15 protein-coding genes, 2 tRNA genes and 7 pseudogenes are annotated in these 23,622 nt (G+C 43.5%); 14 read left to right on the top strand and 10 right to left on the bottom strand.

From position 1 onward, the window contains the following. Window positions 1-24: 24 nt before the first annotated feature. The 6 genes and pseudogenes from xerD to recN form a co-directional block, all read right to left on the bottom strand. Window positions 25-963 (bottom strand): site-specific tyrosine recombinase XerD, encoded by a 939-nt coding sequence (gene xerD, locus PKHYL_RS00385; RefSeq protein WP_071002615.1) that lies wholly within the window; start codon window positions 961-963, stop codon window positions 25-27. Next, entirely contained in the window at window positions 953-1,318 is a 366-nt protein-coding gene (gene tusA / locus PKHYL_RS18430) for a sulfurtransferase TusA (RefSeq protein WP_442966103.1), read from the bottom strand. Before tusA ends, xerD begins: the two co-directional genes overlap by 11 nt. A gap of 57 nt (window positions 1,319-1,375) precedes the next feature. Further along, window positions 1,376-1,879 (bottom strand): hypothetical protein, encoded by a 504-nt coding sequence (locus PKHYL_RS00395; protein WP_071002613.1) that lies wholly within the window; start codon window positions 1,877-1,879, stop codon window positions 1,376-1,378. An 85-nt stretch (window positions 1,880-1,964) separates the two neighbouring features. Continuing rightward, complete coding sequence (gene ruvX / locus PKHYL_RS00400; protein WP_071003723.1) at window positions 1,965-2,465, bottom strand: Holliday junction resolvase RuvX; 501 nt, start codon at window positions 2,463-2,465, stop codon at window positions 1,965-1,967. Window positions 2,466-2,591: 126 nt separating this feature from the next. Continuing rightward, a complete protein-coding gene (locus PKHYL_RS00405) occupies window positions 2,592-3,155 on the bottom strand; it encodes a YqgE/AlgH family protein (RefSeq protein ID WP_071002612.1) in 564 nt (187 codons plus the stop codon). A gap of 157 nt (window positions 3,156-3,312) precedes the next feature. Beyond that, window positions 3,313-4,990 (bottom strand): annotated as a pseudogene (gene recN / locus PKHYL_RS00410) (DNA repair protein RecN). Between the two features lie 719 nt (window positions 4,991-5,709). Between recN and ppnP the strand changes: the two are divergent. Both ppnP and rlmB read left to right on the top strand, forming a co-directional pair. Continuing rightward, complete coding sequence (ppnP, locus tag PKHYL_RS00415; RefSeq protein WP_058023616.1) at window positions 5,710-6,045, top strand: pyrimidine/purine nucleoside phosphorylase; 336 nt, start codon at window positions 5,710-5,712, stop codon at window positions 6,043-6,045. A gap of 246 nt (window positions 6,046-6,291) precedes the next feature. Beyond that, window positions 6,292-7,063: pseudogene (gene rlmB / locus PKHYL_RS00420) on the top strand (23S rRNA (guanosine(2251)-2'-O)-methyltransferase RlmB). Here the strand turns inward: rlmB and coaE are convergent. The 4 pseudogenes from coaE to pilB all read right to left on the bottom strand — a co-directional run bounded on the left by coaE (window position 7,026) and on the right by pilB (window position 11,980). Beyond that, window positions 7,026-7,712, bottom strand: a pseudogene (coaE, locus tag PKHYL_RS00425) (dephospho-CoA kinase). The pseudogenes rlmB and coaE sit on opposite strands and share 38 nt — an antisense overlap. 104 nt (window positions 7,713-7,816) lie before the next feature. Continuing rightward, window positions 7,817-8,720, bottom strand: a pseudogene (locus PKHYL_RS00430) (prepilin peptidase). Window positions 8,721-8,727: 7 nt separating this feature from the next. Further along, a pseudogene (locus tag PKHYL_RS00435) lies at window positions 8,728-9,949 on the bottom strand (type II secretion system F family protein). Between the two features lie 487 nt (window positions 9,950-10,436). Further along, window positions 10,437-11,980, bottom strand: a pseudogene (gene pilB, locus PKHYL_RS00440) (type IV-A pilus assembly ATPase PilB). A gap of 559 nt (window positions 11,981-12,539) precedes the next feature. Here pilB and tpiA point away from each other — a divergent pair. The 12 genes and pseudogenes from tpiA (at window position 12,540) to rpsO (ending at window position 23,496) form a co-directional block, all read left to right on the top strand. Further along, entirely contained in the window at window positions 12,540-13,352 is an 813-nt protein-coding gene (tpiA, locus tag PKHYL_RS00445) for a triose-phosphate isomerase (RefSeq protein WP_240365721.1), read from the top strand. A 215-nt stretch (window positions 13,353-13,567) separates the two neighbouring features. Next, window positions 13,568-13,876, top strand: coding sequence for a preprotein translocase subunit SecG (secG, locus tag PKHYL_RS00450; protein ID WP_021814138.1), 309 nt, complete (start codon window positions 13,568-13,570; stop codon window positions 13,874-13,876). Between the two features lie 142 nt (window positions 13,877-14,018). Then, window positions 14,019-14,101, top strand: a tRNA-Leu gene (locus tag PKHYL_RS00455). A 124-nt stretch (window positions 14,102-14,225) separates the two neighbouring features. Further along, a tRNA-Met gene (locus PKHYL_RS00460) sits at window positions 14,226-14,302 on the top strand. A 440-nt stretch (window positions 14,303-14,742) separates the two neighbouring features. Next, on the top strand, window positions 14,743-15,243 hold the full coding sequence (gene rimP, locus PKHYL_RS00465; RefSeq protein ID WP_058023609.1) for a ribosome maturation factor RimP: 501 nt from the start codon (window positions 14,743-14,745) through the stop codon (window positions 15,241-15,243). Window positions 15,244-15,380: 137 nt separating this feature from the next. After that, window positions 15,381-16,865 (top strand): transcription termination factor NusA, encoded by a 1,485-nt coding sequence (gene nusA / locus PKHYL_RS00470; RefSeq protein WP_071002604.1) that lies wholly within the window; start codon window positions 15,381-15,383, stop codon window positions 16,863-16,865. A 151-nt stretch (window positions 16,866-17,016) separates the two neighbouring features. Next, window positions 17,017-19,751 (top strand): annotated as a pseudogene (gene infB, locus PKHYL_RS00475) (translation initiation factor IF-2). Window positions 19,752-19,953: 202 nt separating this feature from the next. After that, window positions 19,954-20,343 (top strand): ribosome-binding factor A, encoded by a 390-nt coding sequence (locus PKHYL_RS00480; protein ID WP_071002602.1) that lies wholly within the window; start codon window positions 19,954-19,956, stop codon window positions 20,341-20,343. An 86-nt stretch (window positions 20,344-20,429) separates the two neighbouring features. Then, complete coding sequence (truB, locus tag PKHYL_RS00485; RefSeq protein WP_442966104.1) at window positions 20,430-21,440, top strand: tRNA pseudouridine(55) synthase TruB; 1,011 nt, start codon at window positions 20,430-20,432, stop codon at window positions 21,438-21,440. A gap of 334 nt (window positions 21,441-21,774) precedes the next feature. Beyond that, on the top strand, window positions 21,775-22,299 hold the full coding sequence (locus PKHYL_RS00490) for a type 1 glutamine amidotransferase domain-containing protein (protein ID WP_071002600.1): 525 nt from the start codon (window positions 21,775-21,777) through the stop codon (window positions 22,297-22,299). Window positions 22,300-22,391: 92 nt separating this feature from the next. Further along, the gene (locus PKHYL_RS00495) at window positions 22,392-22,553 is read left to right on the top strand and encodes a hypothetical protein (protein ID WP_156770984.1); all 162 of its coding nucleotides are present in this window, start codon (window positions 22,392-22,394) and stop codon (window positions 22,551-22,553) included. 676 nt (window positions 22,554-23,229) lie between these two features. Further along, entirely contained in the window at window positions 23,230-23,496 is a 267-nt protein-coding gene (gene rpsO / locus PKHYL_RS00500) for a 30S ribosomal protein S15 (protein WP_058023603.1), read from the top strand. Window positions 23,497-23,622: the final 126 nt, after the last annotated feature.

The following is a 23,622-nucleotide window of genomic DNA, read 5'->3' on the forward strand; positions in this document are numbered from 1 at the left end:
CAATATATAAATTAAGCGCTCGCGCTAACCACGTGGATGATGCACCGCATGCAATTGCTGCAATCTTGCCGTCGCTACATGGGTATAAATCTGTGTGGTAGACAAATCACTATGACCAAGCAATAGCTGTACACTACGCAGATCGGCGCCATGATTGAGCAAATGCGTGGCAAAGGCATGGCGCAGCGTATGCGGTGATAGTTCCTTGTCGATACTGGCTACTTTGGCGTAACGCTTGATAAGATACCAAAAGTTCTGCCGCGTCATATAGCCGCCTTGCGCGGTCAAAAACACTGCTTGGCAATTGCCAGATTTTAGATGGGCAATCAGATCGCCGCGCCCATGAGACAGATAATCTTCTAGCGCATCGCTGGCGTATTCACCGAGTGGCACCAGTCGGGTTTTATTGCCTTTACCTGTGATTTGTAGCCAGCCTGCGTTTAGATTGACTTGTTCAAGTGACAGATTAATCAGCTCACTGACGCGCAAACCGCAGGCATAGAGCACTTCTAGCATCGCTTTGTCACGCAATCCAAGCGCCGTACTGGTATCAGGTGCGGCAAGGAGATTATCGACATCAGCCTCGGCCAAATCCTTTGGTAACGGGCGTCCAAGCTTTGGGCTTTTGATACGCTCGCAGGGATTGTCTTCGCGCAGATTGCTCGCTATCATCCATAAATAGAACTGACGCAGACTTGAGAGCATACGCGCTTGGGTGCGTGGGGTTTTACCATCTTGGGCAAGCAGCGAAAGGCAGTGCAGCACATCATCAGGCTGCCAGCGGGTCAGGGCGAGTGGGTTGGTCAACTCACAAGAACGCAAGTCGCGCACATACGCATTACGGGTACGCGTCGCCAAACCACGTGCTAGCATGGCTTGACGAAACTCAGTCATATAAGACGGTTCATCATCGACTGCCAGCGCTTTGGGCTGACGCTGTTGTACGGCGCGGTCACGACTCATAAGATGCTCGGATATAGGTCAGATATAAGTTAACCACTTTTTTCTTCACCACATAACGATACAGCGTCGCGCTTGCTGGCATGGTGTCATCGCCATCAATAGTGATTTCATCAGGGTCAGCGTCTAGGTTGATGTTTTCTGCCAGTGTTTCTTGAGTCATCAGCTCATGACCCAGATGACGACAGAAATTTGGAATGTCGCGAGTGGTAGCAGGGTCAGTGGCCAGTATCTCAATCACCTCACCGCTATCTGCTTTTCGGATGACTCGGTGCAGCATCATCACAGGCTCAGGACAGATCAGCCCCTGCGTGTCTAGATGATGGTCGATGGTCGTATCTGGTATAGAAGTAGTCATAGTCATTATCGTAAAGCTAAGTAGGTAGGTTAAAGAATGGATCGTTTGTTTAATCACTTACTGAGGTGTACTGTCTAGATCGTCTACGGCTGTTGTCTCTTTGTCAGTATTTGCCACGTCTAAGAAGTTAAAAAAGCGCTTAAAACTGACTTTGAATAAAAATGCCACACCCAACCAACAGGACAGTCCTAACCATGCCGTATCAGCAAATAATAAGCCACCGATCAATATGATGGTCGATACGCCAATACTCATGGCAATCATCGAGGGTTGGTTTAAGCGATAACGATAAACCACAAAAGCATCATAAAGCGTAATGGGAATGGTCAATGCAACCAAGGCATAGGGCAGATTGTAAAACAGTTGATACAGTAGTTGATTATCATGAAATGTCTTGATACTGGCAATAGTACCAAAGACCGTAAATGCGAAAATAGCAGCATAAATCAGGTAAATCGCTATCTGATTTGCACGCTGCGCGCCTCTAATACGAGCAATAGCAAGCGGAGCAAAACCAGATTGCGACTTAGTATGCAAGTCTTGGTCTAGGGCAGTGGTCATAGTAATCAGTCATTTATCTGTGAGTAGGTACGATGTAGCAAAATGGTGCGACAGAAATAACAGTTTCTTCTACCTATCTGCCTAATTAGTCTGCTTTGACCGCATCAATAGCGATACTACTATTTGGATCCGCAAAGTAAGTCGACATCAGGATACAAGCAGAGATATCATCAATCGGATCACGTTCATGCTTGATCCAGCCGTTGTCCCATGCGATTTCTCTTGCTTCGATAGAGGTTAAACGCTCATCACATAATGATACGGTCACTGGCAGATGCTGCTCCATAATTCTATGCGCCAGCCGCCGCGCGAATTTATGTGCGCGTTTTGAGAGCATGGAGCTGCTACCATCCATATTAAGTGGCAGGCCGACCACGACTTGTGCCACGCCCCAGACTTTGATAATACCGATGAGGTTGTCCCAGTCGGGCTGACCATTATTCATCGCCAAGATGTCAAAAGCGCGTGCGGTTTGGGTCAAGCTATTACCGAGTGCCATGCCCATTTTTTTGACACCATAATCTAGCGCCAAAATAAGATGCGGTTTGATCTTTGGTTCAATGGCATCAATCTCAATGTCACTCATATTGCCACTAACCTTGCCATTAGTGTCAATGTCATCATCAATGGTATCTTCATCATTTGCTATAAAAGGGCTATATACCATATTAAAGGCTATCCTTTTTTATCTGTATTCATAGAGCATGTGCTATTAAGCATGACCGATGTCACTGCTAAGATAGTCAAAGTTGACGCCGATTTTGTCAGCGGCGATTTGCCAGCGCTCTTCGAACGGCGTATCAAACAATAAAGTCAGATCGGCAGGGCAGACGAGCCAATCACCATTACCCAGTTCTTGGTCTAACTGTTTTTTGCCCCAGCTGGCATGACCCAAGCACAGTTGATAGTGACCGACACCTTGACCTGCCGCGATACGCTTTAGAATATCTTGGCTGGTGGTGATGCAGACATTCTCTGAAATCGCAAAAGAAGACGCCCATTCAGGCTGACCTGTATGCAGCACAAAGCCCACCTCAGGATACATAGGGCCACCTTCTAACGCCACATCTTCCATCACTTGCGGATTAGTCACTTCAATATCTAAATCTTCTAGCAGTTTACCCACTCGCGCCTGCTCTAACGGACGATTGACCATTAGACCTAGCGCACCATGCTTATCATGGCGGCAGATATAAATGAGCGCCTGCTCAAACCTTGGGTCTGACAGCTCTGGCGCCGCAATTAAGAAGTGATGGGTCAAATTGGTATTAGGCATAGAAACAAACACAACCGAATAGTAAGGGTGAGAGACCACTATATGGTGATAACCAGTAGAAAAGCAAGATTCACTCCAACTGCTATTGATAGCCACAAAGATTTAACAAGTACTTTTTTGATGAATCGTGCTGGATGATTTAACGACAATTAATGTGTCATTTGACATCAGACAGCAAGCTACGAGCATGATCGCGAGTCACATCAGTGATCGTAACGCCACCAGACATACGCGCCAGCTCATCTACTTGCGCGCTGCCTGTCAGTATTATCAGTTCACTTTCGGTCTGTTCTTGATGGTGCTTTTGTACCAAGATATGTTGGTGCGCTTGCGCCGCGACTTGTGCTTGGTGAGTGATCGCGAGCAATTGCTGCGTTTGCCCAAGCGCGCGTAGTAGCTCGCCGACCACCTGCGCCGTACCGCCGCTGATACCGACATCGACTTCATCGAATACGAGCATGGGTTTGGCAGCGTTGTTATCAGCGTTGGTTGCTTGCAAGACTTGCATGACCAGCGCCATTCGTGACAGCTCACCACCTGAGGCGATTTTATGCAGTGGCTGCATGGGCATACCGACATTGGCACTGAACAATAAATCAATATCGTAGCAGCCATGTGCATTGTACTGGCTAGGCTCTGTCTTTTTGGTAAAAACGAACTCGCAGCGCGCATTGGGTAAGGCAAGCGGTTGTAGTTGTTCTATAAGCTGTTTACTAATGGTTGGTGCCGCTTTTGTACGCTCTTGATTTAGCTGTGTGGCCAGTGCTAGATAATCCTGCCAAGCTTGCTCAATTTGCTCGGCCATCGCATCACTGCTCGGCTCGTTTTCTAACTGTTCTAATTGCTCTTGCCAAGCTTTTGCTTCATCAATCAAATCGCTCGCTGGCAAGTTGTACTTACGTGATAAGCGATGACCTAAACTGATGAGATTGTCTAATGCTTGTAAGCGCTCAGGGTCGGGCAGTTGCTGCTCGGCATAATCTGACAGTAGCACCGTCACCTCGGTGATTTGTTGCTGCGCCAAATGCAGCTGCTCAGAGGCTTGCTCAAAGGTTTGGCTGACACCAACTTGATGATCGCAAAGTTTGATTACTTGCCCGAGCAAGGTCATTACATCTGGCTCATCGGTATCATTGTCGAGCAGATGCAGGCCATGACTGGCTTCCATCATCAAAGCTTCAATATTAGAGAGCTCCTCGTGCTCAGATTCAACTTCTGCATAGTCCACAGCCAATAGAGGGGTGATGTCTGCCAGTTGGCTTTGTAAAAGTTGAATACGGTCTTGACGCTGAGCCTCGCGACTTGCAATATCATCAGCGCGACGCTTTAGCTGCTGATACTGCTGATAGCTACTGGCTGTCTGACGCGTGAGTGGCGTTATTTGTGCCATCTCATCGAGCCAATTCACCACAAACTGCGGCTTAAGTAAGGCTTGCTGAGCATGTTGGCTATGAATATTGACCAGTAATGCGCCCAAGCTTTTTAGCTCAGCCAAACTGGCAGGCGAACCATTCAGCCATGCTTTTGAGCGACCAGTATTGCTCAGCTGCCGCCGAATAAGTACTTCAGGCTCGTCTAGCGCCCGATCATTCTTGGCAAACCATTCGGCAATGACGCTGTTGTTGTGTACATCAAACTGAGCATAAATCTCTGCGTTGTCTGCGCCATGTCTGACCATCGCGCTGTCTGCGCGTGCACCTACACAAGGATAGTGCATCCAGCAATAACGACTTGCCAGCCCCTGTTTCACCAGTGATGACATTGAAGCCTTCAGCGACACTCAGCTCATGCTGAGCGATCAACGCAAACTGATGTAAAGTTAATGATACTAGCATCAACGCCTCTCATGACAGACAATGAACTTCATATAAATCTTAAGAAGCCATCTATAAAATAAGATAAATAAAGCAATGAATTTATCTATTTAACGACACTAAATAGATAAATATTGTAGGCAAACAGTATGGTGCTAAATGTGCTCAAATACAAACATTAAGGGAGTGTATAATCGAATTTGTGATTGGAAGATTACCACAAAATTATCAAGAACTGGCAATGAGTAATCGCTGTAATATCAATCATTAAGAGGGTTGATTATAGCAAAATTATGTCTATATACTAAGCGCGATTTCGGACAAAATTCATAAAAATAGACCCAGTATAATGATGTGTTAATGGCATAAAAGCAGATAAATAAGTCTATCTAAGCTTAGCATCAAACAGTATTTTCCTAGTCGCTTTAACAAACTTTATAGAGATAATGTGGTAGCATAATCTCACATAATGATAAAATCTTCTTGTTATATTGATGACATACGGTGCATGATAACGAGTCATGATTTTGTAAAATTACAGGCGTATAGTGAGAAGAGTATGCCAATCAGTCATTATTCCAAAGCGTTTTCATAGAACCTGTGGCTACTCTTAGCACGCAGATATCTAGTAGAGAAGGATACCGCACTCAGTGCAGAGAGGTGTGTTGATGACGCGGCTCTAGCGGTAACCAGTTACTTATTTTTTAGTTTTACCATAATTATTTGATAAGGAAGCCACTATGACAGCGGCGCAATTTACTAACGTAACAGTTAATGCCCAAGCGACAGTATCTTATGATGGTCGCTGTTCCAGCCATACCATTATGTTTGAAGACGGTCGTCACAAAACCTTGGGTGTGATCTTACCTTGTGATAACTTGGTCGAGCATTATCACTTTAGCACCAATACATCCGAGCGTATCGAAATCACCGGCGGCGAGTGTGAAGTGAAAATTAATGGTGATGACGAGTTTAGCTACTACCGTGCTGGTCAATCGTTTGTTGTCGAAGGCAATAGCGGTTTCAATCTACGTACCGAAGAAATCGTCCAGTATGTCTGCCATTTAGAAGGTTGATATTATCAACAATGCGATTAAGTTAACATTGGCTGCAATTAAGCTAGCATCATCAGTGAACAGCTAACGCCATCAAATATTAATGACCAAACAATAAACAATATCAGATTGGTATTGTTTATTTCTGTTTTTAGTGCTGACTTAATCGCTCCCTCATTGCCAACGAGTTGCAGTGCTCAATGCCAATGACATTCTTCTTATTCCATCGCTTAGCGCGATATCCACCTAATACTTAATAGGCCTGTTATGGCAAAACCCATTTATTTTTACGGCATTCATGCCATTGATGCGTTACTTAAACACCGCCCTTTGGATGGTCTTAGCTTGTTTGTGCAACAGGGACGCGAGAGTGACAGCCATGTACAAGCCATTATGGCTGAGGCGGAAGCTAATGGTATCAGTATCCAGCCGACCCAAAAAGATAAGCTGACACAGCTATGTGGTAGCCCGCAGCATCAAGGCGTGGTACTCAATGCTCGTCCGCTAGGTTTTGCTGATGAAGGTCTGCTTGATACCATTATTGGTCGCGAACAGTGCTTATTGTTAGTGCTAGATCAAATCACAGACGCACATAACTTTGGCGCTTGCTTGCGCACAGCCGTAGCAATGGGTGTGGACGCCGTGGTTTGTCCGAAGCACCATGCAGCAAGCCTGACGCCCACAGTCGCTAAAGTATCTGTTGGGGCCGCAGAGATGATGCCGATTATTAGTGTCACCAATTTGGCACGTACACTTTCGCACATCAAAAACGCAGGAGTATTTGTGTTTGGTACGGCGCTCAATGCCGATGCGAAGCCTATCCATGCCGCTGATCTGACTGGCAAAACAGCCATCATTATGGGGTCAGAAGGGAGGGGGATGCGCCGCCTGACAATGGAGAGCTGCGATGAGCTGGTTTATATTCCGATGTCAGGGAAACGAGCATGGCAACCTACAAAGCTTAAACGTAAGCGTCGCTACTGGTATGGCACTGTATGAGGTTAATCGCCAGCGAACTTTAGCTGCTGGGCAAGCTTAAGGTACTCTTGGTGTAGGGGTTCTAGCTGTAAGTATAGAGGCAAGGTCGCTCTCGTTAAGTATGATATCGTCTGCATGACGATTGCGCTCTTCACGACTAAGCTGGTTGGTCATAATGGCTTTGATTTTTTGAATACTTTGATCATCACGCTGACTGGCACGCGCAAGCTGCGTGTCTTCGGTGGCATCCATCACAAGGATACGTTGGCATAAATTGGCAAGACCCGCTTCTGCTCCCCTCAATGAGTAGGGGTGCGGACAATACCACATAAGCTGAGGTGCTAGACTCTAACTGTGCTTTGGCTGTCTCACGTATCGCTGGATGCGTGATCGCCTCAAGCTCAATAAGCGCTTCAGGGTTTGCAAATACGTGCGTGCGTACAGCGGCCCTATCCATTGACCCATCATCATTTAATACCCAATCGCCAAACCGTTTTTGGATTTTTGCGCAGAGTATCGCTGCCTTTAGTAACGATCTCATGAGCGATCACATCGGCATCGATAATATCAATCCCTTGCTCAGAAAACCAAGCACTAGCAGCGGATTTGCCACTACCGATCCCGCCTGTTAAACCAACGACGAGCGTCTTGTTTTTTGTCTGTAGTTTCTGTGGTTGACGCGAATAAGATTGTGCGGCTTTATTTGACATAATGATGGCTTATTTGACAGAGGTAGTAAAAGCAGTGACTAATGAAGAAATTGCTTATCAGTAATTATGCTTATAGATTAGGGTAAAAAGCTTACTATCAAGACTCAGTAAGTATACATACCAAGATACCAGCTGACGATATCTGAGCCGTATAATAAAGCAACAATACCTGCGACAGCAATGTAAGGACCAAAGGCAAAAGGCCTGCTCTCACCTTGTTTTTTCATCAAGATTATTCCGACGATCGACCCAAGCAAGGGATGACAATAAAATAATTAATGGCAACATCATGGGCCCGAGCCAAGCACCTAATACTGCTAGTAATTTAAAATCACCTTGTCCCATCCCATGTTTCTTAGTGATTAAGTAGAATACTTTAACGACGATCCAGAGTGATAAAAATCCGAAGAGTAAACCCCATATCGACTGCGTTGGTGAGACAAACCAGCCTTGTGAGTTGACGGCCAATCCTAGACCTGCTAGTGGAAAAGTCAGGCGATCGGGTAGTAGCTGCGTATCAAAATCAATACCGGTTAGAGCCACTAGTGTCCACACTAAAACGAGCGCTGACAATCCAGTTGCATTGACGCCGAATTTGTAGATCACGAGCACCGATAGTAAAGCGGTTACTAACTCAACTACAGGATAACGCAAACCAATCGCAGCTTTGCAGTTTGAGCAGCGCCCTTTTAGTGCCAGCCAGCTGATTAAGGGTATGTTTTCATACCATCTGATCTTATGAGCGCAATGGGGGCAGCGTGAGGCAGGTCGACTCAAAGTAATGGGTTGGTCAGTAGCCACGACATTCGCTATAGGTAACGTATGCTCGCGTGGCATATCGGCCTGTTCGATCATAAATTGGCTACATTCTTGTCGCCAACCGTAAATCATCATAAGTGGGATACGATGAATCACAACATTTAAAAAACTGCCAACACAAAGACCTAACAAACCAAATACGACCAAGGCTAGAGCTATATTTTCTTGTAGTAACTGTATGAATTGCATTAAACCATTATCCTACGACTGAGCCCATTTGGAAGATTGGTAAGTACATCGCAATGACCAGACCACCAACTAATACACCCAGTACAGCCATGATCATAGGTTCCATTAAGCTGGTCAAACCATCAACGGCATTGTCGACTTCGTTTTCGTAGTAGACAGCGACTTTATCTAGCATTTCTTCCAAGCTACCAGACTCTTCGCCGATACCCACCATTTGAATAACGAGACTTGGGAATAAATTGGTTGAACGTATGGAGAACTGTAGTTGCTGACCAGTAGAAACGTCATTTTTGACCTGTTGAGTGGCATTATAAAACACGACATTGTTGGTCGCACCAGCAGTAGAATCTAGCGCATCAATGAGAGGTACACCAGCGGCAAAAGTGGTAGATAGGGTACGAGCAAAGCGCGCAATAATTGCTTGGTAAGCAATATTGCCAAAAATTGGTGCTTTTAGTACCGCACGGTCTAAAAAGTCACGGAATTTTTTAGAGCGTTTTTGGCTTCTGAAAATCCGATAATAGCCCCACCGATAAAAATAATTAAAATAAACCACCATGCTTTCATCCACTCAGACATACCCACTACCATTTGAGTAAAAGCAGGTAGCTCTGCGCCAAATGACTCAAATAGGTCTGAAAATACAGGCACGACTTTTATTAGTAGAATCATAGTAACGATAATGGCAACTACGATGACAGCAATCGGATATTTCATTGCTTTCTTAATCTTTGCTTTTAGTAGTTCGCTTTTTTCTTTGTAAGTCGCTACACGCTCAAGCATGGTCTCTAGCGCACCCGATTGCTCACCCGATTCGACAAGTGAGCAGAATAGATCATCAAAGTAACGAGGGTGTTTACGTAGGGCGGAAGCAAAGGTGCCACCTGCTTCGATATCAGCTTTGATTTGTAGCACCAAGTCTTTCATACTCGGATTATCAAGCGAATCTGCTACAATTTCAAAAGATTGAGTCAGCGGGACACCTGCTTTCATCATCGTTGCCAATTGTCGCGCAAAAATCGCAATATCAATGGCTTTAATTGGTTTTTTGAAGGTGTAGAGCGGTTTTGGTTTCTTCTTGATACCTTTAACCGTGATCCCTTGCTTGCGTAAAGTAGCTTTGGCTAACTCTAAGCTACGACTAGTGGTTTCGCCTTTCACCTTTGCCCGCGCCGGTTTACGCCATCATAGACAAAGTCCAACAGCATGTCAGTCTTAGCTTTTGCCATATTACTACCCTCGAGATTGTCTAATATAGATATTGCAAACATAAAGCAGAATACCAGACAAAATTGTTGGCTGGTATACTTTATTTTAGCGCAAAAAACCAGTGCCTATCTGTTTTATTTTTAAGTATATCTATTAGATAGTATTTCTACGTTAGGAGCCTTTAGAAAGAAAAAATACTAGAAGATTAGGGCGTGTTGAACATTCGACCATGGCACTGACAGCGACTATTTTTTAGGCGATTCGATGTTAAAAATAATAAGTTTAGTCACTCTAAGCGCTTATTTTTAACGATGAAGCGGCAAAAAGAGTCCTGTCCCTGCGGGCTGATGCTAAAATTGCCCCATACTGCGTTACAAATCTCGCTAAGGCATCTGCATTATCGTCGCTTTGTGCCTTGTCTGGAACAATTTTAGCGATCAGCAGTGCCTATTTGCGAATGTTCAACACGCCCTAATAGTTGCATATACGACTTAATGCTTATGCTACTTATTCAGAAGTAACGCGCATCATTTCTTGAATACTAGTGACACCTTGCAGAACTTTTAAGACCCCAGAACGGCGTAGATCTCGAAAACCATTTTTGAGCGCCGCATCTTTGATATCTATGGCATTGCCATCTTCCATAATGATACGTGAGATGTCGGGGCTGACCTTCATTACCTCATAAATACCTACACGGCCTTTATAACCTTCACGGCACTCATTGCAGCCCACTGGCTCATAAATCACGTTGTCTGGATTATCCAAATCTGCATCAGTAAAACCAATCTCTAGCAAACTTTGACGAGGGATATTGATCGGTTTTTTACAGTTATTGCACAGTCGCCGCGCCAAACGTTGCGCAATGACTAAGTTGACTGACGTTGCAATGTTAAAAGACGCCACTCCCATATTACGCAAACGCGTTAATGTCTCGGGTGCTGAATTGGTATGTAGGGTGGAGAGTACCATATGCCCTGTTTGTGCCGCTTTAATAGCGATCTCGGCAGTCTCCAAGTCACGAATCTCACCAACCATGACAATATCAGGATCTTGACGCAAAAAAGACTTGAGCGCATTAGCAAAGGTTAGGCCGACCTTAGCGTTGACATTGACCTGATTGATACCTTCAAGGTTAATCTCCACAGGGTCTTCGGCGGTTGAAATATTGGTGGCACCAGTGTTTAAGATATTGATACCTGTGTAAAGAGAGACTGTCTTACCAGAACCAGTAGGGCCAGTAATCAGTAGCATACCTTGCGGTTTGTGCAGCGCTTCTAAAAACATCTCCTGCTGATCAGGTTCATACCCTAGCGCATCAATACCAAGCATGGCTGATGAAGGATCTAGGATACGCAAAACGATTTTTTCACCGAATAAGGTTGGTAATGAGTTTACCCGGAAATCGATGGCTTTGGTCTTAGAGATTTTGAGCTTGATACGACCATCTTGTGGTATTCTGCGCTCTGAGATATCCATCTGTGACATGACTTTTAGACGAGCCGCAATTTTGCCAGCGAGCTGCACTGGCGGACTGGCCATCTTTGCATCACGCCATCAACACGAAAACGTACTCGGAAAGATTTTTCGTAAGGCTCAAAGTGCAAATCAGAGGCACCCATGCGAATAGCATCGACCAACATTTTATTGACGAATTTTACAACAGGTGCTTCATCGACCCCATCATTAAGTTTGGTTGTCCCTTCGTCCTGATCGTCATCACCATCTTCAAAACCAACATTTAAGTCACTGTCAGAGAAGCTGTCAAAGCTCTGCATCGTATCAACGTAAACGCTTTCGATACGCTTTTTTAGCTTGTTTTCTTCAACAACAATCGTTTCGATAGACAAGCGAGAATTAAAGGCAATAGCATCAATAGCATCAACACGAGTTGGATCACTAAGCGCTACAAATAAGCGTTGGCCGCGCTTGAATAATGGCAATGCATTAAACTTACGGACGATTTTTTCATCGACTAAGTCCTTTGGAATGACATCAGTGCTGAGCGCATCGAGATCGAACAAAGGATCGCCAAAGGCTTGTGATAACATTTGAGCAAGGTGATAAGAATCAGCCAGTTTATTGTCTACAAGGTACGGCACCAATCCGATTTTCTGCTCCTGCGACTCAATCTGTGCCGTTTTCATATTTGCTTCGCTAACGACACCATCACTGATGAGCTGCTGCGCTAGACCACCATATTTACTGGTTGTAATAGACATTATGACCTCTCCTTGATAAAGGGTTTGCACACCGCTTTAGAATACAGACTACTATATATGCTTTAATATATTTGCGGTAATGGATACGTATTTTGATTCAGCAAGTTATTTCTACTTCTTTCGTAATAACTTAGAGAGCATTTAATAATTTTTAATTTCTGTTAGACACAATATACGACTTGACTTTATTTTAGTTTAAAGGCTTTCTACAAATGATTAAACAATCAATACATCAAAATCTCTGTTTTTAGTTGTCATTTTTGAACATAGGTATTGAAAAGCACCGCTGCTTCTGGCAGCACACTACTATAGCACTTACGAATTATTTGTTATACTGGCGCGCATATGAGCCGAATTGGCGCGAATACATGAGACAAGGTAAATAAGTATGCAAGCTTGGGTGATCGGTAATTGGAAGCAGAATCCAGCAACTAGCCATGATGTTGATGCGCTGTTAAATGACCTGCTGACTAAGGTTGATGCTAAAAATCAAGCTAAAACGCCAACCTCTAGTAGTCAATGCAAATTGATGGTAGCACCAAGCTGTATTCATTTGGCCGCAGTCAGTGCACGCTTAGCAAATACTTCAATAGTCAGCGCCGCTCAAGACGTGAGCGCTCATAGTGCAAGAACAGGCGCTTACACCGGAGACTGCTCAGCACAGCAAGTCGCAGATACAGGAGCTACTTGGACGATACTTGGTCACTCTGAGCGTCGCCAGTATCATAAAGAATCTCATGACTGTCTAATAAATAAACTGTCTCATGCGTTTTCTCAAAATCTTGGTGTGGTGTTCTGTATCGGCGAAACGCAAGAACAGTATGATAATGGTCAAACACTTGACGTTATCAATGAACAACTCTCAGTGATTAAAGATATGCTTGTTCAGCAACCAGATTTAGCAGCATCGTTATCTGAAAAGCTACTCGTCGCTTACGAACCTGTCTGGGCAATTGGTACAGGTAAAGTACCGACTGTGGCAGAAGTGAGTAAGACTCATCAACATATCAAGCAAACCGTTGCGGGCTTTGCTGATATGGCCGATACAGTCACCGTCTTATACGGTGGTAGCGTTAATGCTGATAATGCTGATAGCTTTGCTTCTGACTCTATGATTGATGGCGCATTGGTTGGCGGTGCCTCATTGAAAGCAGATAGCTTCTTAGCGATCGCTGATGCTTTTAGTCAAGCGAATGCTTAATCGAATAAATAACGCTCAGATATCAGTATCATAGCTGATAGACAGTATGGTTTTATCAGTTGGTAAAAGTAGGTTTAACAGTACCCTTGCAATCGTGTACAATGCGCCTTATTTATATAATCGATTTGGTATCATCAGATGCTAGTCATTATTTTTATTAACCTTATGTTTTATTTTCCGTTATCAGTCGTCATTACGCGGCAAAAGAGGCCACCATGTTTACGTTTATATTAGCCCTGCATATTATCGTGGCCATTGCCATGATCGGCTTGATTTTGATACAGCATGGTAAAGGGGCAGATGCTGGGGCTTCTTTTGGTGCCGGCTCATCAGGTACCGTATTTGGCGCGGCGGGAACTGCTAACTTTTTGACGCGTGCGACTGCAGTATTGACGGTCATATTCTTTATTACCAGTATGACGTTGGCGGTGCATGCCCGTAAGCAGGCTGAAGATCAGTTTCGTCTAGATGCGCCAGTTTCAGCACCGCAAACGCCGCGTCCATTGACGCAAAATCCTGAATAAGTGGCTTTTGAGTAGTCAGCGCTTGCTATTTTGGTAGGTTACATTTACAATGCTTTTCTGTTTTCGCAAGTCCTTATCTATTAATGCCTACCTTACGCATTATATATAGTAGATAGGAAGTTAGAGAACAGGGTGGTAAAATGCGATTGTGGTGGAATGGTAGACACGCCATCTTGAGGGGGTGGTGGCGAAAGCTGTGGGGGTTCAAGTCCCCCAATCGCACCAAGTTTCACAGACGCCGCATAGCGTCAGGTTGGATTTTTAGTAGCAACCACTTAATTTATAATTATTTTAAATAAAGTGTTGACACTTCTACATTATCTCCCCTATAATATGCGTTCTAGATTGATGCGGGGTGGAGCAGTCTGGTAGCTCGTCGGGCTCATAACCCGAAGGTCGTTGGTTCAAATCCAGCCCCCGCTACCACTTTTTATACTGATGTCTTGTACACTAAATTTGTCAGTACCGATTAACCCACCATAATGTTTGTGGGTTTTTTGTATCTGAAGGTCAGTGTTATCGCGGTATCTATCCTACTTATGCTAAGCTCTAGGTCTATAGAGTACGATATTACTCGTCACTGGTCATCATCGGCCGCCACTGGCACGATGCTCCTTAAGCAACACTATCTTTTATTCCTCACGCTTTTATCGATAGTAGTGCTTTATAACTAATAAAAGCATTGTTTGGCTGAGCTTGATGTTTTAGGCTCGTCCCTATATAAACGCACAACATCTGTTATATGTTTGTGGTTTACCATTATATAATGACCGTAATTCTTACTATATATAAGTACGAAAAGAGCAAAGCTTTGATACGGTTTACTAAGTACGATAGATAAGCGAATAGGAAAATACAAAGAGATTATGAAGCTTTCGACTAAAGTTGCAGAACTGACTAATATTATTGCCCCTGCTGTGGCCGCTTGCGATGTGTCGCTATGGGGTATAGAATTTGCGCCACAAGGCCGTCGCTCTTTATTGCGTATTTATATTGAGGCATTGCCAGAAGAGCAAGCCCAAGATAAGCACGTTACTATCGAAGACTGTGCCGCAGTGAACCATCAAGTAAGCGGTATCTTAGAAGTTCATGATCCTATCGCTGGTGAATATATTTTAGAAGTGTCTTCACCTGGTTTTGACCGTGCATTTTTCTCAGATGAGCAGATGCATGCCTATGTGGGTCAAACAGTAAGCTTACGTTTGATTCAAGCTATCGGCACAGGTGATCAAAAACGTCGTAAAGCAACAGGTACATTAGATAGTATCGATGATAAAGTTTTAAAACTGACGTCAAGCGATGGTGAGCAGTTTGAGATTGCATTAAGTAATATTGATAAAGCCAACTTAGTTTACGAAGATGCCTAACGACATATTATTAGGCAGCTGCTCATAGATCAGCAGTGTCATCTTCAAATAGCTTATGTGGCTTATAGTAACTATATGATAGCAACACCCAAATTATAAAATTTAAGTCAATCAAAAAATGATAGGACAGGTATAGCATGAGTCGTGAAATCTTAACGGTAGTAGAAACTGTCAGTAATGAAAAGGGCTTAAATCCTGAAGACATCTTTGAAGCCATAGAAGACGCTTTGGTGGTATCGACCAAGAAAAAAGTATATACTGAGCAGCCAGAAGTGGCTGTGCGAGTAGCTATTGACCGTGCAACTGGCGATTATGACACTTATCGTTATTGGACCGTGGTTGCAGATGAAGACCATGAAATGCCTGCTTGTCAGCTTGCTATCACAGATCTTGATCAAGAAGAATGGTCAATTGGTGATATCAAAGAAGAGCAAATCGAATCGATTGAATTTGGTCGTATTGCAGCCACTCAAGCAAAGCAGGTCATCATCCAAAAAATCCGTGAAGCTGAGCGCGCACTTGTGGCAGACGCTTTTGAGCCGCGTGTTGGTGAAATGATGTATGGCGAAGTCAAGAAACAGACACGTGATGGCTATATCATCGACTTAGGCGACAATGCTGAAGGCTACTTGTCACGCGATCAAATGTTGCCACGTGAGCAGCTACGTCCAAAATCACGTATCAACGCCATCTTATATCATGTAAACCGTGAAAACCGCGGTGCACAGCTATTGTTATCTCGCACGCATCCTGAAATGCTATCAGCATTGATGCAAAAAGAAGTACCTGAGATTGCAGAACAAATTATCGAAATCCGTAACGTCGCTCGCTTGCCGGGCACCCGTGCTAAAATAGCCGTGAAGACCAACGATCATCGGATTGATCCTGTTGGGGCTTGTATTGGTATGCGTGGTACACGTATCCAAGCAGTACAGCAAGAGCTAGATGGTGAGCGTATCGATGTTGTGGTTTGGTCAGATGATCCAGCTCAGTTCATCATCAGCTCTTTAGAACCAGCTGATGTCAGCAGCATCATCTTAGATGAAGACACTCAAACAGCAGATATTATCTTTAGCACCAACGATCAACTGGCACGCGCGATTGGCTCACAAGGCCAAAACGTACGCTTGGCCTCTGAGTTGACTGGCTATAAGCTGAATATGATGCTCGAAGAAGAGTACAAACAGCGTCAAGAAAACGAATCAAAAGCATTTATTGAATTATTTTATGATCGCCTAGAAGTTGATCAAGATCTAGCGCAGGCGCTGGTTGATATTGGTTTTACCAGTATCGAAGAAGTGGCCTATGTGCCAGTCGATACCTTCTATGACATTGAAGGGTTAGACGATGAAGCAATCGACATGATTCAAGAACGTGCTAAAGACGTCGTCATTGCTGATGAGCTGGTCAAACAACAGAACATGAAAGAGCCAAGTCAAGAGCTTCAAGAGCTTGAAGGTATGACAGTCAGCTGGGCCTATAAAATGGCACAAAAAGATATTATTACCGTGGATGATTTGGCAGAACAAGCCGTCTTCGATCTAGAAGATATCGAAGGATTAGACTCCGAAACTGCAGGAAAACTCATCATGAAAGCTCGGGAATCTTGGTTCGATGAATAAGCGGTAACTGCATATCGCTGTCTTTTGGTGATATGCTATTGAGAATAAAGTGCTGGTGTCTACATACTGTAAATACTGGCCTTAACCCAATCATTTGTAGCCAACAACTGAATTGAACATATAGCAAATAATAGACAGTAGGTGATAATAAATGGCAGATAAGACCGTCAAAGAACTGGCAGAAATGGTAGGCAAAACTACAAGTGCTGTAAAGCAGCAACTGGTAGATGCTGGCCTACCTGCTCGCGCAGAGGATGACCTAGTCACCGAGTTTGAGCAAGAGAAGTTGGTGACGTATTTAAAACAAAGTCATGGTCAAAACGAAAAGCGTCGTATTAGTCTCAAATCTAAGACAACGAGTACCGCTCGTGTGACTGGCTCTTCGGGTAAATCTAAGAGCGTTAATGTTGAAGTACGCAAAAGAAAGTATTTGAGAAGCCGGATCCAAAGAAAATAGCTGAAGAATTAGCCGCGCGAGAGCAGGCTCTCATTGAATCTCAAGAGCGTGCTGCTAAAGAAGCAGAAGAACGTGCTGCGACCAAGAAAAAAGCAGAAGAGCGCCAAGCGGCAACTTTAGCTGCAATGCGTGCAAGCTTAGGCTCTAGCAAAAAATCAGACGACAAAAACGATGATATTTCTACGTCAGTTGTCGTCAAAAAAGGCGGTAAAGCGAGCAAAGCCACCGTTGAAGTCAAGCCTAAAGAGCAGCCGAAGAAAAAGGTTGCTGCTACTAAACCTAAAGTTGAGACAGCTGCTGAGCGTAAAGCTCGTGAAGCACGCGAAGCCGAGGAAGCACGTTTACGTGAAATTGAGGCAGAAACACGCCGCAAGCAAGCAGAAGAAGCGCAAAAGCGTACGCTTGAGCAAATGCGTAAAATGGCTGGTAAATATACCGATCGTGAGCCTGTGGCAGAAGTGCGTAAAGATGAACCATTGGCTGAAGGCCTGGTCGGTGATGCATTAGAAGAGTCATTTGAAAAGAACGTCGCGAAATCAAACGCGGTGCAAACAGCACGGGTGCTCGTGGTCGTCGTCGTAAGAATCAAGATGAGCGTGAAATCAAAAACCGTAAAAACGGTTTGCGTTCAACACAAGCCTCACAGCACAAGTTTGAAAAACCTGTCGAAAAAATCGTCTATGATGTTGAGATTGGTGAGCAAATTTCAGTTGCAGATCTTGCACAGCGTATGGCAGTCAAGGCTCGTGAAGTCATTAAATTACTGATGAAAATGGGTGAAATCGCTCGCGAATCAGATACCATCGATCAAGCGACAGCAAGTCTGATCGTTGAAGAGATGGGTCACAACCCTGTCCTTGTCAGTGATACCAAGGTCGAAGACGATCTACAAGATGCTGTCGATGAGCGCAGCAGTAACGTGCAAACCCGTCCACCTGTCGTCACTATCATGGGTCACGTTGACCATGGTAAGACCTCATTGCTTGATAAGATTCGCGAGACCAAAGTAGCGACTGGCGAAGCAGGTGGTATTACTCAGCATATCGGTGCTTATCACGTAGAAACCGATCGTGGTGTTATCACTTTCCTTGATACTCCCGGTCACGCAGCGTTTAGCGCAATGCGCTCACGCGGTGCTCAGGCAACTGATATTGTTGTACTTGTCGTCGCAGCTGATGATGGCATGATGCCACAAACGGCAGAAGCGATTGATCATGCACGTGCTGCTGGTACGCCAATCATTGTTGCTATTAATAAAATGGATAAGCCAAATGCTGATCCTGACCGTGTTCTCAATGAATTGACAACGAAAGAAGTCGTCACAGAAGAATGGGGCGGCGACACACCAATGGCCCGTATTTCAGCTAAGACAGGCGAAGGTATCGACGACTTACTAGAGTTTATTAGCTTGCAAGCTGAGTTAATGGAGTTAGAGGCGCCACTAGACGGTGCTGCACAGGGTGTGGTTATTGAATCAAGACTGGAAAAAGGTCGTGGCCCTGTGGTTAGTGTTCTAGTTAAGAAAGGCACGTTGAAACAAGGCGACTTGGTTCTAGCTGGTGAGCACTACGGTAAAGTACGTGCACTAACGGATGAGAATGGTCAACGTGTTAAATCAGCTGGCCCTTCTATTCCTGTAGAGATTTTAGGTCTGCCTGAAACACCTGCGGCTGGTAGTGAATTCTTAGTAGTAACGGACGAGAAAAAAGCGCGCGAAGTTGCGGCCTTTAGAACCAACCGTGAGCGTGAGCGTCAACTTGAGCGTCAAAATGCCATGCGTTTAGAAAGCATGTTCGATCAGATGGGTCAAGGCGATGTGTCATTCTTGAACATTGTATTGAAGACAGACGTACGTGGTTCACTTGAAGCACTACTAGCTGCCCTAAATGAATTGTCTACTGATGAAGTAAAAGTCAGAGTTATCAGTTCAGGTGTTGGTCCTATCTCTGAGTCTGACGTAACACTTGCAGAATCTAGCGAAGCGGTATTGTTAGGCTTTAACGTCCGTGCAGATGCCACCGCACGCCGTAAAGCAGATACAGCTAACATGGATATTCGTTACTATAGTGTCATCTATGGTTTGATTGATGATGTGAAATCTGCAATGAGTGGTATGCTTGCTCCCTGAACATCGTGAGAAAATCCTTGGTGTTGCAGAAGTTCGTGAAGTATTCCGCTCTAGTAAGTTTGGTGCGGCTGCTGGTTGTATGGTGGTTGAAGGTACAATCTATCGCAACAAACCTATCCGCGTATTACGTGATGACCAAGTTATCTTTACTGGTCAATTGCAATCATTACGTCGTTATAAAGAAGACGTCAATGAAGTACGTACTGGTATGGAATGTGGTCTGGCCGTTCGTGGCTATGATGTCGAAGCTGGCGATAAGATCGAAGTCTTTGAAATTCAAGAGTTCGCCCGTACTATCTAAAGCCGCTGTTCGATAACAGAGTATGTAGCAATGCAATATGCCAAATGTGCTGAGCATGCTAGATACTCTGTCGATATTCAGCGGTACTTAGGCCTATCAGGTACACCCTGCTAGGCCTTTTTTAGCAAATATCATTACTACATTTTTTAGCAAACAGTTCTATATATTAATAACAATAAGCCCATTAAAGTAAGGTAACAACATGAACCAACGTCTACAACGCTTATCCGATCAGATCCAGCGTGAGCTTGCTGTTCTTATTCGTGATGAAGTCAATGATCCTCGTCTAACAGGCTTTGTCACAATTTCCAGTGTCAAAGTGAGCCCAGATTTAGGCTATGCAGATATCTATGTCACTATCATGGAGCCTGAGCTCAATGATGCCATGACTAAGACCAATCACGAAGAAAGCGTCAAAGTATTAAATAAAGCAGCAGGGTTTTTGCGTACTGAGCTGAGCCATAGCCTAAAAACACGTACTACGCCGCGCCTACGCTTTCACTATGATGAAGTGACTGCTCGTGGTAACTACATGATGGACTTGATTAATAAAGCCGTCAACAAAACTGAGCAAAACGAGAATGACGAGTAAGTTATTATTATGTCTATAACGTCTAAGCAACCTGATAAAAAAGCCAGCAAAGCACCTGAAAAATAAAAGTTTCAGGGGTTATCTTGGTGGACAAACCCAAAGGTATGACTTCACAGCAAGTTGTGTCGAAAGTGAAGTATTTGTTTAAGTCACCGATACACGATAGCAAAAAGGCTGGTCATACTGGTACGCTTGATCCGATGGCAACTGGTTTATTGCCGATTTGCCTAGGCGAAGCGACCAAGTTTAGTCATTATCAACTGGATGCTGACAAGTCTTATCAAGCAACGATTTTGCTTGGTAGTCAAACCGATACGGGTGATGCAGACGGTCAAGTGGTGGCACAATCATCTATTCCAACATTTGATGATGTTTCATTGGCTACTATCGCACAGCAATTTCTGGGCCCTCAGCAGCAGATACCACCGATGTATTCAGCATTAAAAAAAGATGGCAAAAAACTGTATGAGTATGCCCGCGCTGGTATTGAAATTGATAGGCCACCGAGAGATATCATTATTAAGGCGATTGAGCTGCATGCGATTGATGATATACAGATTTGTTTGACAGTCACTTGTACCAAAGGGACTTACGTACGCGTATTAGCAGAGGATATTGCAAAAAAGCTAGGAACGCTTGGACATTTAACGGCATTGCGTCGCACGCAAGTCGGTAATTTTAGTATTGATGATTCTATTGCACTATCGGCTTTAGAAGACAAAGACTTAGATAGCCGACACTCTCAGTTATTGCCTGTCGATGCGTGTATTGATATCGATGCTGAGTTGGTACTGACCGAAGAACAGTGCGCGCGCGTACATATGGGACAGCGCTTAAACTTATCCGATAGCTTGATAGGTAAGCTTAGAGATTATGTTGCAAGCAATGCTGCTCATCAAATATCCCATGCCAGTGAAGCAGAAACCAATATTGCTGGTTCTGATATCGGTACTGAAGACAGCATGGACATCTCGCAGCCTTTACAGCACGAGTTAGCTGTTGATATACGCTTGCTAAATGAGCAAGGAGCATTTCTTGGATTGGGCGCCATTAGCCTCAATGGACGCTTACAGCCCAAAAAGCTTATCCAACGTTGAGGCTGTATTAATAAATGCTGATCAGTAGGCAACGGTTTTTGTCTGCTTTACTAATGGTTTACACTAATCACATACCGTCACATTTTATTGCAGGTTTCGCCTATGGTGAAACCTGTTTTTTTATACAGTGTATATACCAGTTAAGGACAGCTGCATAAAATGAAAATGGACGACAATAATAACCAAAAAATAGAATTATAACCAAGGACATTTTCTAATAAGTATAAAACCAGTCAAGGGAAGACTATTAACGATGTATAACATTAATGAATGATAAAAATATTAAAACAAATGAATTAATACAAACTCAATGCTAAATACAAAAGGAAATATTATGAAAACGATCGCTTTTTTACTACACAATAACTTCGAGCAAGCAGAATATGAAGATGTGAATAACCAGCTAAAAAACAAAGGTTATAAGACGCTACTGATCACTACGAACGATGCTAAAGAAGTCCAAGCCATGCAGCAGGATGTAAATAAAGGTGATACCTTTACTGCTGATATCTTCGTAAAAGATGCAAATGTTTCCGATTATGATGCATTGGTATTGCCAGGTGGTACAGTGAACGCTGATACTATTCGTGGTAACAAAGACGCTCATAAGGTTATCAATGCCATTAACGACGCAGGTAAACCATTAGCTGTGATTTGTCATGCACCTTGGGCACTTATCAACACGGGCATTGCTAAAGGCAAAACACTAACCGCCTATCATACGCTGCAAACCGATCTAGAAAATGCTGGTGCGACGTACGTCGATAAGACTGTACAAGTCGATGGCAATTTAATTACTTCACGTAATCCAGATGATATCAGTAATTTTGTCGATGCTATCGACAAAGCATTGTCTTAAATTTTGCTTTATTTATTGAAAGATGAAAAATTAAAAATTCTCAACTATTTATAATTACAATTAAAGATATAATTACAATTAAGGAAAATATTATGTCTAACTCTAACCCAAATGATACTGAACTTGAGCAACAACGTGCTGAATCGGCAACGGCCGCTCTTAAGAGTCAAACTGAAGACAACCATACTGAAAACAGCGAAGCAGCAGCAGACCGCATTGCTAGTAATGTAAAAGATGCTAAAGAAGACAAATAGTATCTTTGTGTGTCATTCAGCCTAGAATGGTACAGCTGCATTTGGCTTTAGCTTAGTAGCAATAATTATCTTAGTATTGGTAACTGTAAAATAGATATTTTGAAAAATAATAATGTAGGAGCTAACATGAGTAACTCAACAGATAATATGGATGCGCAAGAAAAAAAATTCAGCAATTATCAGAAGACATTGATCCTGGTGAGGATGCTACTCCTGATAGTTTGGCAGAAGCCACCACAGCGTCACCACTTGACGATGACGAGCTAGGTGGCAATGCAACACAAGATGATATTAACAAATAAGCAAACATTGTCATCTGTTGATAAACTGTCCTCCCATTAAGGCCAGATCTAAATTTACAAGTTTTATGAAAAACTGCTGATAGTTCAGCAGTTTTTTGTTATAATTGCCCTCACATTTAAATCAGGTTTTGAATAATGTATGTTAGTTAGATCCACACCTTAACTAGGTGTTGACGTTGATAAATATAATGCATACGTTCAAACGTGTTAAATGGTCGTTATCTTTAACTGAATTTGTCGTACACTAGGTCAACTCTAGTAATGCAGGGTTGTCCTGAATGGCGCGCAAGTTATTTTATTTACTATTCTACTGCTTTTAATCTGACTCAAATTGTAGTCCGTTTTTAAAGTTTTTAGCATTGCCGGAGATATTTATGCTAACTAATACCGATCGTGAACAAATCATCGCTCAATACCAACGTGGCGAAAACGACACTGGCTCCCCAGAAGTTCAAGTAGCTTTGTTGAGCGCTCGTATCAACGATTTGCAGAATCATTTCAAAGAACATAAAGCTGACCATCATAGCCGTCGCGGTCTTATCCGTATGGTTAACACGCGTCGCAAATTGCTTGATTACCTAAAAGGTAAAGATCTTGGTCGCTACACCACTCTTATCAGTCAGTTAGGTCTACGTCGCTAATCTAACGACAATAATACGAGTGGGTGGTAAAACAAAGGACGCCATTATATGGCAGAATCTTAAAATTTTGCTAACCGCTTGGAACTTGTTTGTTGTTATCGATAAAATAGATTTTTCTAAAAACGG

It is taken from the genome of Psychrobacter sp. KH172YL61, from assembly GCF_007182895.1.
Lineage (GTDB): Bacteria > Pseudomonadota > Gammaproteobacteria > Pseudomonadales > Moraxellaceae > Psychrobacter > Psychrobacter pacificensis.